Source organism: Paenibacillus sp. J5 (assembly GCF_054955055.1).
Genome location: NZ_JBUEDD010000005.1, coordinates 406,702 through 418,866 on the forward strand (window position 1 = coordinate 406,702; position 12,165 = coordinate 418,866).

Annotated in this window: 13 protein-coding genes and 1 other annotated feature; all 13 genes read right to left on the reverse strand. The window is 53.8% G+C overall.

Annotation, left to right across the window (positions count from 1 at the left end; genetic code table 11):
* Window positions 1–55: 55 nt before the first annotated feature.
* The 13 genes from pheA to ACY1JZ_RS11880 all read right to left on the reverse strand — a co-directional run bounded on the left by pheA (window position 56) and on the right by ACY1JZ_RS11880 (window position 12,164).
* Window positions 56–919, reverse strand: a complete 864-nt coding sequence (gene pheA / locus ACY1JZ_RS11820; protein WP_462629316.1) for a prephenate dehydratase — start codon at window positions 917–919, stop codon at window positions 56–58.
* On the reverse strand, window positions 916–1,896 hold the full coding sequence (gene thrB / locus ACY1JZ_RS11825; RefSeq protein WP_462629402.1) for a homoserine kinase: 981 nt from the start codon (window positions 1,894–1,896) through the stop codon (window positions 916–918). Before thrB ends, pheA begins: the two co-directional genes overlap by 4 nt.
* 154 nt (window positions 1,897–2,050) lie before the next feature.
* Window positions 2,051–3,337, reverse strand: a complete 1,287-nt coding sequence (locus ACY1JZ_RS11830; protein WP_270172563.1) for a homoserine dehydrogenase — start codon at window positions 3,335–3,337, stop codon at window positions 2,051–2,053.
* 37 nt (window positions 3,338–3,374) lie between these two features.
* Window positions 3,375–3,812 carry an ACT domain-containing protein gene (locus tag ACY1JZ_RS11835; protein ID WP_462629317.1) on the reverse strand — a complete coding sequence of 146 codons (438 nt, stop codon included), beginning with the start codon at window positions 3,810–3,812 and terminating at the stop codon, window positions 3,375–3,377.
* A 152-nt stretch (window positions 3,813–3,964) separates the two neighbouring features.
* On the reverse strand, window positions 3,965–5,290 hold the full coding sequence (gene obgE, locus ACY1JZ_RS11840; protein WP_270164628.1) for a GTPase ObgE: 1,326 nt from the start codon (window positions 5,288–5,290) through the stop codon (window positions 3,965–3,967).
* Between the two features lie 14 nt (window positions 5,291–5,304).
* Window positions 5,305–5,979: a Spo0B domain-containing protein gene (locus ACY1JZ_RS11845; protein ID WP_270164630.1), complete on the reverse strand. Its 675-nt coding sequence runs from the start codon at window positions 5,977–5,979 to the stop codon at window positions 5,305–5,307.
* A gap of 421 nt (window positions 5,980–6,400) precedes the next feature.
* Window positions 6,401–6,712 carry a 50S ribosomal protein L27 gene (rpmA, locus tag ACY1JZ_RS11850; RefSeq protein ID WP_270164631.1) on the reverse strand — a complete coding sequence of 104 codons (312 nt, stop codon included), beginning with the start codon at window positions 6,710–6,712 and terminating at the stop codon, window positions 6,401–6,403.
* Between the two features lie 16 nt (window positions 6,713–6,728).
* Window positions 6,729–7,064 carry a ribosomal-processing cysteine protease Prp gene (locus ACY1JZ_RS11855; RefSeq protein WP_462629319.1) on the reverse strand — a complete coding sequence of 112 codons (336 nt, stop codon included), beginning with the start codon at window positions 7,062–7,064 and terminating at the stop codon, window positions 6,729–6,731.
* A gap of 11 nt (window positions 7,065–7,075) precedes the next feature.
* The gene (gene rplU / locus ACY1JZ_RS11860; protein ID WP_270164634.1) at window positions 7,076–7,387 is read right to left on the reverse strand and encodes a 50S ribosomal protein L21; all 312 of its coding nucleotides are present in this window, start codon (window positions 7,385–7,387) and stop codon (window positions 7,076–7,078) included.
* A gap of 14 nt (window positions 7,388–7,401) precedes the next feature.
* Window positions 7,402–7,487: a sequence feature (ribosomal protein L21 leader region), on the reverse strand.
* Between the two features lie 173 nt (window positions 7,488–7,660).
* Window positions 7,661–8,914 (reverse strand): Rne/Rng family ribonuclease, encoded by a 1,254-nt coding sequence (locus ACY1JZ_RS11865; RefSeq protein ID WP_462629320.1) that lies wholly within the window; start codon window positions 8,912–8,914, stop codon window positions 7,661–7,663.
* A gap of 37 nt (window positions 8,915–8,951) precedes the next feature.
* The gene (locus tag ACY1JZ_RS11870; RefSeq protein WP_462629321.1) at window positions 8,952–9,866 is read right to left on the reverse strand and encodes a M50 family metallopeptidase; all 915 of its coding nucleotides are present in this window, start codon (window positions 9,864–9,866) and stop codon (window positions 8,952–8,954) included.
* Window positions 9,823–10,794, reverse strand: a complete 972-nt coding sequence (locus ACY1JZ_RS11875) for a peptidoglycan DD-metalloendopeptidase family protein (RefSeq protein ID WP_462629322.1) — start codon at window positions 10,792–10,794, stop codon at window positions 9,823–9,825. The genes ACY1JZ_RS11870 and ACY1JZ_RS11875 overlap by 44 nt, the downstream gene beginning before the upstream one ends.
* Before the next feature lie 218 nt (window positions 10,795–11,012).
* Window positions 11,013–12,164: an FtsW/RodA/SpoVE family cell cycle protein gene (locus ACY1JZ_RS11880; protein WP_462629323.1), complete on the reverse strand. Its 1,152-nt coding sequence runs from the start codon at window positions 12,162–12,164 to the stop codon at window positions 11,013–11,015.
* Between the last annotated feature and the right edge of the window lies 1 nt (window position 12,165).

The following is a 12,165-nucleotide window of genomic DNA, read 5'->3' on the forward strand; positions in this document are numbered from 1 at the left end:
GCAGACAGATGTCTGCGGGAGAATAATAGAGCTTTCACTCGGGTTATTTCGCTGTTTAACGGTAAGAAAAGCTAGGATATGACCCCAAAATGCGAATCTGGTGGCCGATGGCCTCAATCTCGCTGAAAGCGGACTGCAGCAGCACCGCCTCCACCGGCATTTCAATATCGATATAGAAGTAGTAGTTGCCCAACCGCTTCTTCGTCGGCCGCGATTCGATCTTCGACAGGTTTATACGCCGCCAGGAGAACGCGGACAGCACTTGATGCAAAGCACCCGGATAATCTTCATTCAGGCTAACCAGAATACTGGTTTTGCGTTTATCTGAGCTTCTCGCTTCAAACGGCTTGGAGCCGACCAGCAAAAATCGGGTATAGTTATTGCTATGATCGGTGACCGACTCCCTCACGATATCAAGCCCATGCAGCCTGGCTCCCGAACGGGTACCGATTGCAGCCCAGCCTGCCCCGGGATTATCCTTCACCAGCCGGACGGCTTCGACCGTGCTGCTGACCTGCTCCAACTCGACATGCGGAAGAAAGGTGCGCAAGAACTGGCTGCACTGTGCCAGCGCCACCGGATGGCTCAGCACCTTAACGATTCGTTCACCGACAAGGCTTCCATCAGCTCCTTGCAGCTCGCTTCTGTGGCCGATCAAATTTTGCAGCGACGGGTAGACCCATTCCGCCTGAATCGGCAGCTCCACCTCGTGCACTAGCCAGTCCACATGCAGACTAACTGACCCTTCAATCGTATTCTCGATTGGAATGACACTGTAATCCGTCTTGCCGCCCGCAGTGGACAGAAATACGTCAGCAATCGGCTTGTAATAACGATAGTCCACTTCCGTCTCGCCAAATAAATACTGAGCCGCTTCATCCGATGTGCTGCCCTGTGGCAGCAATGCTACACTGATCATGCTTTAACTTCTCCTTTTATCCATTCCATCAGCGACACTCGCTCCGTTGGCTGCTCCAGCCAATCCACCTCCGGCCCGCTCAGGCATGGTGTCAGCCAGATCGAATCGGCCGCTACCCCTTCCTGTTCGAGCGTATTCAACAGAAAGCCTTGCAGCTCGTCCTTGCGGCTGCTGTCAGATTCGATCAGTGCCAGCAGGGTAGGCCCCGCTCCGCTGAGCGCCGTTGCGATCGCTCCATGCTCGACCGCCTCCTTCAATATCTTCGACATTCCCGGAATGAGTACTGCGCGGTACGGCTCATGCACCCGATCCTTCATCGCATGGCGGATCAGATCGAGCCGTCCAGTTGCAAGAGCCGCCACGAGGAGTGAGCTGTGGCTGATGTTATAGACGGTATCCTGCCTGCTGTACTGGTCTGGGAGCGCATGGCGGGCCTTCTCGGTAGACAACTGGAATTGCGGAATAGCCACCAGGACATCCAATCCAGGCGGTGGCTCCAGGCGAACATGGTCTGCCCGTTCTCCATCCCAAGCCGCGACGATGATGCCGCCGAATAATGAAGCGCCCACATTGTCCGGGTGCCCCTCCCATCGGGTAGCTAGCGTGAACAGCTTCTGCATAGATAGCGGTCTGCCTGCCAGTTCATTGGCAGCGATCAGTGCGCCAACGATTGCCGAAGCGCTGCTGCCCAGCCCTCTCGTCAACGGAATCTCGCTATACATGGCAATGTGCAGCTCCTGCTCAGGCAGTCCCGCCTCCTTGAATACGAGTTGCGCCACCTTATAGATCAGATTCGATTTGTCGCGCGGAATACCGTCCATGCCGCTTCCCAGAAGCTCGATGTGCGTGATGCCATCCACCGCGACAGACATATCAACCCAGGCGTACAGAGATAAAGCCATTCCAAGCGTATCGAAGCCTGGCCCCAGATTCGCCGTGCTGGCGGGCACCTTGACGATTACCCGGCGTTTGTCCATTTCACTTGCTCCCTCCACAAAATCATTGCCGCAATCGGAGGCTAGCGCTACCAGACTTCTCCCGCCTGAGCCTGCGCCCGCCACCCTATGCTTGCTGCATTCTTCATAGTCCATGATTCATGCTTAGTGCTGACAAAATCGTCGCCCAAGCTGCCTATCCTTCCACACGGTAGACGCTCTTCACTTGCCGGATGACATCCAGCGATTCAAATGCCCCCAGCACCTTGTTCATCGCCGCCTTATTCGCATCATGAGTAATGACGATAATCTCCGCCTCGGGATTCGACGGATTAGGCTGCTGCAGCACCGACTCCAGACTCACCTCATATTCGGCAAAAACCTGCGTGATGCGAGCCAGCACGCCAGCACGATCCTCAACGTCAAGCAACAGAAAATACTTGCTTACGATCTGCTCATCGCGTTTCAGCTTCTTCTCCTTGTAGGCTCTTGCTGCCTGACGGCCATTCACGCCGAGCCGCATATTCTGCACCACAGCAGCCAGGTCAGCGACGATCGAGGTTGCCGTAGGCAGCTCGCCCGCTCCTGGGCCATAGAACATCGTCTCGCCTACAGCCTCACCATAGACGTATACGGCATTGAATACGCCATTGACCGAGGCGATCGGATGGCTCTGCTTCACCATCGTCGGCTCCACCGTCACGCTAATATAGTCATCCTGGCTCTCGGCGATGCCCAGCAGCTTCAGCTCATACCCCAGACGCTTGGCATAGGCGATATCCTCGCTGCTGACCGCGGAGATGCCCTTGGTGCTTACATCCTCCAGCGCTACGTTGGTGCGGAAGCCTAAGGTCGACAGGATCGTCATCTTGCGCGCGGCATCCAGTCCCTCTACATCCGAGGTCGGATCGGCCTCGGCATAGCCTAGCTGCTGCGCCTCCTTGAGCACCGCCTGGTAGGAAGCTCCCTCCTGGCTCATCTTGCTCAGAATATAATTCGTTGTGCCGTTGACAATGCCCATAATCTTCGTGATGCGATCGGATGAGAAACCATCGATCAGAGTACGAATGATCGGGATGCCGCCCGCAACGCTGGCCTCATACAGCACATCGCAGCCGTTCTCCTCCGCCCGGAGCAGCAGCTCAGGGCCATGCAGCGCCATCAGGTCCTTATTGGCGGTGACAACATGCTTGCCACGGGCCAGAGCCTCCAGTATATAACCCTTCGTGTGGTCGATACCGCCCATAACCTCCACCACAACATCAATGTCGGGATTATGAATAATATCATACGGATCTTCTGTCAGCTTATCAGGGTGAATCGCGATGGACCGCGCTTTGCTGCGGTTCTGCACTAATATCTTCTCGATGACGATCGGTGAGCCCGTCCGGCTCCTCAGATCCTCCTGATGTCCTTCCACAATGCGTACAACACCTGTACCTACAGTTCCAAGCCCTAACAGCCCTACCTTTACCGGTTTCATCATCTCTCCTCCAGCCTCTATGAATCTAATTTATATGCTATCCCTGCCCAACTACCGAGGCGCGGCTCACTCCATCCTGAGCGCGAATCGCTGCCAATAGCTCGTTCACCGACCTGTCAAGCAAGCCGGTGTCGACAGAGATGACAACATTAGCCAGCCCTTGCAGTGGAATGCTCTGGTGGATCGTGAGCACATTACCTTCACAGCCCGCCACCAATCCGAGCACCTTCGACAGCACACCGGAGCGATGCTGCAGATCCATGGAGATCGTCACGATGCGCTCGCGCTCCAGCGGATTAAACACTGCAATGCCATCCTTGTATTTGTAAAAAGCACTGCGGCTTAGTCCCACCCGCTCCACTGCCTCATGAACGGTAGCAACCTCACCGCGCTGCAACATCTCCTTCACCTGGAGAGTCTTCAGAATGCCATCGGGCAATATATCCCCACGAACGACATAATAACGATCCGTCATCAATCGTCCTCCTACAAAAGACAAATGTTTACCTATAGTGGACATTATAACGCAGCAGCAGCCTTACCGCAATAGGCAGCTTTCGCGACAAGCCGATCGCCCGCACAGCAGACAGGCCGGCTGCATGAAGCAACCGGCCTGTAACCCCCACTCTATTCAAAAATATAGTCGCTGCCTTCAAAAAATTCAAATCCGAAATCCCCGATCCGCACCAGATCGCCGTCCTTAGCCCCGGCCTTGCGCAGCGCATTGTCCACACCCATCTTGCGCATAATGCGTGCAAAACGCATCACTTCGTCGTATGAGTTCAGATTGTTGCGATGAATAAACTTCTCAATGTTCTCGCTCTCTACCACATAGATGCCCTCGTCATAGCGAACGGTGAAGGAAGCCTCTTCATCCTTTTTGTTGAACTTGAATACTTTACGCTCTCCCGTCTCCTTCACTTCCTCGACGAGCGGCGCCTCAGGAATCGCATCCAGCATATCCGCTGCTTTATAGAGCAGCTCCTGTATCCCTTGCTTCGTCAAGGAAGAGACCGGCACGATCTGGTAGCTGTCGCCACCGGGATGCTCAGCCAACTGCTGCTTGAACAGCTCTAATAGCTCCTCGGCATCGGGCATATCCATCTTGTTCGCCGCAATGATCTGCGGACGCTCGGCCAGCTTCGGATTATATTTCTCCAGCTCCTCGTTAATTTTGAGCCAGTCCTCGAACGGATCACGCCCTTCAGATGCCGCCATATCCACGACATGAATAATGACCCGCGTCCGCTCGACATGACGCAAGAACTCATGCCCCAGACCGATGCCCTCATGCGCCCCCTCGATCAGCCCCGGCAGATCGGCCATGACGAAGCTGCGGCTATCGCCGACATCGACTACGCCAAGGTTAGGAGTCAGCGTAGTAAAGTGATAGGCTCCAATCTTAGGCCTCGCCGCTGAAACTACAGAGAGCATCGTTGATTTGCCGACACTCGGGAAGCCGACCAGGCCGACATCCGCCATCACCTTCAGCTCCATCGTAATCCAGCGCTCCTCGCCCTCTTCCCCATTTTCCGAGATGTAGGGAGCTGGATTGCTTGGCGTCGCGAAGCGAATATTGCCGCGTCCTCCGCGTCCACCCTTGGCGACGATCACCTCTTGACCGTGCCGGGTCAAGTCAGCGATAATCTCCTGTGAATCATCATCCACAAGAATCGTACCTGGCGGAATACGAACGACAAGATCATCCGCGCCCGCTCCATGCATCCCCTTAACCTTCCCCTTCTCGCCACGCGGCGCCTTAAAGTGCTTCTGGTAACGGAAATCCATCAAGGTACGCAGCCCCTCGTCCACCCGGAAGATGACATTGCCGCCACGTCCGCCATCACCACCTGCCGGACCGCCTTCCGGCACATATAGCTCTCTGCGGAAGGATATAAGCCCATCGCCGCCATTGCCGCCCTTAACGAATATCTTTGCCTTATCTACAAACATGATGTCCCTCCAATTCAGTTCGTTGCCGATGCCCATCCTTCCGGCAATTCTACTTCGCATATCAGATTGTTCCAAGCAGTGCCGTCATCCACTCGCCGCACCACTCCTTCATTCATAAGCCTGCTCCACTGACTCGCTGCCTCTTGGGACAGCGTCAACTCCCCATCATATTCAAATTCAAGCGTGACACCATCCTCATCCCTGCGAAGCACGACGCGCAATTGAACAGGATCGCCCTTCGTCGTCTCAGCATCATGCCGATATAGCTCCATCAGTCCGATAATGGTATGTGACAGCTTACTGGCATCCACAGGGAGCTGGCTAAGATTGACCTCTCCCTCCACCCTGACATCCGCATGGAATACGGAGCTGAACGTGCGGAGAGACTGGATATAGAATACAAGCGCAGGCTCACCCAACTTCGAATAGATGCTCTCCATCGCCATTCGATCCCGGATGCGTTCCACGAAATGCGATACCTTGTCAGGCTTGTTCATGCGTATGTATCCATATAAGACCTGAAGATCATTCATCCAGTCATGACGATGATGAGTTAAGGTTTTAATCGACATTTCCTGAGTTTCACGAATCTGCCTCGCCGCTTTCTCCGCTTGCTCTTTCCGGTCGAGCGAAATCACTACATAAGCTGCACCCGCAACCCAGAAGACGAACAGCAGCAGCGCCCACAAACGCTCCTCCCATATCCATATGGTTACCGCAGGAAGGATGACTGATACTGCGGCAATCGTTTTTAACGGATGTATGCAAATCATCTCCTATCGTAGCTTCAATGTAATAGCCACCAGCCTTTAACAGTATAGCACGCCATTACGCAAAGTTCATCTTAAAGCTGCAGGCTGCTCCAGTATGCCGCAGCATCCTTTTTCCCGTGTTCCACACACCCTCCTCAAGCGTAAAAATGGCGCAGCATCGAACCTGCGGTCGTAAGGCAAGCCCCAGCAATGTGTCACCATTAACGGCCGTCTGCGTTTTGACAAGCAAGCCATAATTGCCATAAAATAGAATAATACCATAAAATGAGTAGTTAATCGATAGTTGACAGCTAAAAAAATAACCCCGGCCCTTAACCGGACCGGGGAAAGCTCGTTATTAAACTTCGACTGCAGCAGCAACTGCTGCGGCTGGTACCGGATACACGCTCACTTTCTTGCGATCGCGGCCCCAACGTTCAAATTTAACAACACCTTCTACCATAGCGAACAATGTGTCATCTTTGCCGATGCCAACATTGTTGCCTGGATGGATCTTCGTACCGCGTTGGCGCACAAGAATGCTGCCAGCAGTTACGGTTTGTCCATCTGCACGCTTGGCTCCAAGGCGCTTGGATTGACTGTCCCGTCCGTTCTTTGTGGAACCTACACCTTTCTTGGATGCGAAAAGCTGAAGATTAAGCTGCAACATGGGTAACCCTCCCTTTCTACAAATAATGCTCGTGAATCTTCACGAAACGGCTGTAGGATTGCTGTATGCTATCCAGCATGACAACCATCGATTCAAGCAGGAGCTGTACCTTGGCATCCACGGAAGCGTCTGCTTCCTCAGGAACCTCGGAACTTAGCCACCCGTCCTTCATCGATGCAGGAAGCTGAACACCCGCCAAAGCTTCAACGGAATTAACAGCCCCAACCGATACGGCTGACACACCCGCACACACAATATCCTTGCCTTTATTCGCATAATTCGCATGCCCCTCAATAGAGAAACGCATAATTCTGCGATCCGGCTTACGCCGTGTAATATGAACCGATATCATAAGAATACCTCTTAGGCTTGGATCTTGCCAATCGTCACTTTCGTGTACGGTTGACGATGACCTTGCTTGCGACGGTAGTTCTTTTTCGCTTTGTATTTGTAAACGACGATCTTCTGACCTCTGCCATGCTTGTCGACAGTAGCGGTTACGCTTGCGCCAGCAACAACCGGAGTTCCAGTCACAAGACCTTCACCTTTGGATACTGCCAGTACACGATCAAAAGTTACACTGTCGCCTTCGTTCAGCTCGAGCTTCTCGATGTAAAGCACATCGCCCTCTTGAACTTTGTATTGCTTGCCGCCAGTTTCAATAATTGCGTACATAGTTGGTGCACCTCCTCATGTCTAAGACTCGCCTAATTACAGGTGGCAACGGCAGGTATGCCGCCACACTTCAACCTGATCGGAGCGGTTGTAGCACATGTATAGCCAAAAGCACTAGACACATACCTTGTGATTCTACCACATACGATATAGCTTTTCAAGAGGCATATCCATTTTTCCTGCAATGCTCTCCCGCCGTCCTCAGAGATGCTGCATCTCGCTTCAGTTCTTCTCAGACAGGCTCGGACAAGCCCGGACAAGCCGGTTCAGCAGCTATCTATGCCCGAACGGATTGCGCAGCACCTTCCCGCTCCCCTGACAAGCAGGGCATGTCTCATGCACTCGCCCTCCAGAGCTCTCCTTGCCCTTCTTGCGTGTCATCTCCAGCAGACCAAGCCTCGTCCAGCCGACAACATGGCTGCTCGTGCGGTCTTTGGCGGTTAGCTGCTCCATGCGTCGCTTGATCTGATCCCGATGCTCCTCCAGCTCCATGTCAATGAAGTCAATAATGATAATGCCGCCCGCCGCGCGCAGTCGCAGCAGTCTTGCTATCTCCGCCGCCGCCTCCATATTCGTCTGATATACCGTATCCTCCAGACCGACATGACCGGTAAATTTGCCTGTATTGACATCAATAACGGTCAGCGCCTCCGTCTGCTCCCATACAAGGTCTCCACCGCTGGGCAGCCGAATCCGTTTGCCGAAGGCCATCTCCAACTGCTGCTCGACTCCGAAGCGCTGGAACAGGTCTTCCCGACTGTCCGTCAGCTCAATTCGCTCCTGAAGCAGCGGCGCCATGACAGCCGCATGAGCAATCGCTTCCTTGTAGATATGGGGATCGCTGATCAGGATGCGATCCATATCCTCTGTCAGCCGATCTCGCACCATGCGCTGGACAATCCCTGCCTCTGCATGCAGCTCGGCAGGAGCAGCATCGCACGCCTCAGAGGCGTTCAGAATCTGCTGCCACAGGCCGCGTAGCTGTGACAGATCCTCCACCAGCTCTTCTGCGCTGGATTCCTTCGCTACTGTACGCAATATCAGCCCCTCTTCGCGCATACGCAGCTCCTCAGCCAGCCTCCTGAGCCGTTCACGCTCCTGCTCGGTGCCGATCTTCTTCGATACACCGACATAGCCTGCAGCAGGCATATAGACGAGGTAGCGTCCGGGCAGCGAGTAATGGGTTGTAACCCGGGCCCCTTTAGCGCCCGCTGCTTCCTTGGATACCTGCACCAGCAGCGTCTGTCCTGGCTTAATCAGGCTCGTTATCGGCGGCTTCTCTGCCGGCTGCTGCTCCAGATGAGGCGGCAGCAGATCATCTATATAGAGAAACGCGTTTTTGCCTTGCCCAATATCGACGAAGGCTGCCTGCATGCCAGGCAGCACATTGACCACCCGCCCCAAATAAATGTTGCCGACAAGCTGTCTCTCCGCAGCCTGCTCCATATCATAATCAATCAAGCACCCATCCTCCAGCACCGCGGTGCGGATAAGCCGCTGCATGCTCTGTATCAGCATTTGCTTCATCAGCCGATCACCTGCTTCCTGATCATCTGATTCCATTTTACCTAAAAAGCTCGCCGACTGCACTTCCTGGTTTTCCGCTAACCAGATAGCGCTGCACCACCATCTCCTCTGGCACCACATGAACAGGCGCTCCTCTCCCACCTCGAACCATAATCAGATGATAGCGACCCTTGATAAGCTGCCGCAGCGTCGTTTGAAGCGTATGATGGGCCATGACAATAATCGGCGATGTCCGCTCGTCTTCCCCTCTGCTCTTGTGTGCGGTACTGCCGCGATGCATGAGAAACCGCACAAATACATACGGAATATTGCGGTAATAACTCCAGTTCGAGGCCAATAGAAACAGACCGATCGCCAGCGCGTTAATTCGAATGCCTGCGTGCTCCTCAGGCGGAATGAGCGAATAGACCATCACGGCTGCACTCGCCAGCAGCGACAGACGCGCTCCCCATACAAGGGTGCGGTGATATGGAAAATAGCAGCTCATCCAGGCAAGCACCAGCCTCCCTCCGTCAAGAGGCAATATCGGCAGCAGATTAAATAGGCCAATCATCAGATTTGCCTGAATAAGATGGGTTGCCCACTCTGGAGAGAGAAGCCCCCACTGCCCGAACAGCCAGGCAAAGACCCCCATCCAGACGTTCTGCAGCGGGCCTGCAATCGCTACGACCATCTCCTCACGGGCCGGCAAGTATCCCGCCTCCTCAGTCTCTGCCACACCGCCGAAGGGCAGCAGCTTGACCTCGCGGATCGTCCACCCGAAGCCCAGCGCTGCAAACACATGGCCTAACTCGTGAACAAGGACGATAACGAACAACGTCAGCAGCTCAAGAAAATAGCCCGTTACGACCGAACCGATCATGATGAGTACAAACAAGGGGTGCACCGTCCAACGTATCTTCAGCAGCTTAGCCAAGTGGAACCACATCCGCAGGATCAACATATTGCTCATCTTCCTTCACCGAGAAGAACAGCAGGCTGGGACTATGTCCAGCGGCAGGCTGTAGACGGCCAATCTCGTCACCACCCTCTACCCAGTCATTTTGTGCCACGGTCGTTTCCTTCAGCTTGCTGTAGATGGTTAGCCGCTTGCCTCCATGCTGGATGACGACGGTCTTCCCCGACGCATCCCCGGAGACGAGCAGCACGCGCCCGGTCTGCATCGCACGAACCGCCTGTCCGTCCGCAGCCGCAATCTCCACTCCGTTCAGCAGCTCTGCAAAACTGCGCACAATCGCTCCGTCAACAACCGGAGCGACGACCTTCTCCTTGAGCGTGCCGCTTACCTTCTCCGCGGGCGGCTGCCGCTCGCTGAAGATCGGGATGAACGCTGGCGAACCGCTGAAGGTGTTCTCATACCAGACAGCTACCGCCTCGAAATTCATATCCTCTGTGAGCGCTTCTCGCACCACCTGCTGCCCCTCCAGCGCCCATGGCTCGTCCAGATGAAACATTCCCCATATTCCCGCGAACATCAGGCAACTCAGCAGCAGCTTCATCATAAGCTCCTTACGCAACAGCCCCCTATCCGGCCCTGGCTGACGCGGCGGCGCTTCTCCGCCGGCTGCCAGCATCACATTGCCGGACGGCAGTTGCTCCCACTCCCGCCAGCTTCCCCGCTTGCGCTTCCACATCTGCTCCGGGTCGGCGTCCGTTAGTGCGCGGCGCTCTGGCGGATGGTCCTCCTGAAGCGTCGAGGTCACCCGCTTAAGCTGGTAGCTGTTAGCTTCCACATCAACATGCCCGCTCGCTTCTCCTCGGCTGTCAGGCTGCGGCTCTTGCACCTGAACAGGAGTACGCGAGCTATACCGCTGCGATTGCTCCTGAATTTTACGAATTTTCTCCTGGCGGCGCTGTCTGATCGCATCCTTGATTTCCATCGCTCTAGCCCCCTACTCTATGCTTTGAAAGCTTGTCAACCTATATGTATGATAGAAGGGGCTTGATTATGAAGGATAACGGGAGTAAGAGACATGCGGGAGAATGAGGGCGAAAAAAATAGTCCCTTTTCCCCTTGTTATCAAGAAGAAAACAGGACTATCGATATGCATTGCAAAGATATACGTCTTTCTGCTCTGGCTGCGAAGAGCCTTTCATTTTACACCGCCAGCTCATATTTCTCCTGATGTGCCTTAATGCTGAACACAACACCGATACAGAGCATATTCAGCAGCAGCGAGGTGCCGCCATAGCTGATGAACGGCAGCGTAATACCCGTAATCGGCATCAAGCCGATCATCATCCCGATGTTCTGGAATATCTGGAACACGAACATGGAGACGATACCGATAATAATATACGCCCCGCGCCGATCATAACACTGAAAGGCAATAATGATCATCCTGTATATTAATAAGAAATATAGCAGCAGCAGCACCGCCGCACCCTGGAAGCCGAACTCCTCGCCGATGACGACGAAGATCGAATCGGAATACGGATACGGAATCAAGCCGCGTGTCTTCGATTGCCCCTGCAGATACCCATCCCCGGTCAACCCCCCTGAGCCGATCGCTGCTTTGGAATTTTCGGATTGATGCTTGGCGTCATCGCTAGCATTTTCCGGGTTAATGAACGTATTGATGCGCTGATACCAGTGTACTTTCTTATTCTCGACCAAGTATTGCTTGATTTCGTCATTAAATGTGTTGAACAGACTCACAAACAGCACCAGCGAGCCAATGACGATCGCAAGCCCAATCAGCACATGGGTGTACTTCACATTGCCGATCCATAGCATGCCCAGGACGATAAAAAGATAGATAATCGCATTGCCAAGGTCAGGCTGGATCATGACAAGCATGAAAGGCAGAAAGGAGACCGCAAATATCGGGACAATATCCGTCGTTAATGTGAGTGGCTCTCCATTTCGCCGTCCGATCACTGCCGCCAACGTAAAGATCAGCAAAATTTTCATAAATTCGGCTGGCTGAAATAATAGAGATTCCGTGATGCGGAACCAGCTCTTGGCTCCATTGATTTCTGCACCGAACAAGTACACCCCGATCAGTAGCGCAATACCGACAGCGTACAGATAGACCCAGCCTTTAAGCAGCAGCCGATAATCGAAGAAGACCGACCCGATCGCCGCCACAAAACCAACACCGAAGAAAAATAAGGTCTTCCAATCGTAATTCTCATATCGGCTGCCAAATCCGATCGTTGCGCTGCGAACGACGAAGAAGCTAATAATCATGAGCAGAATAAGAATGATTATAATACCCCAGTCGAGTCTTTTAAGTTTATTCAGCACT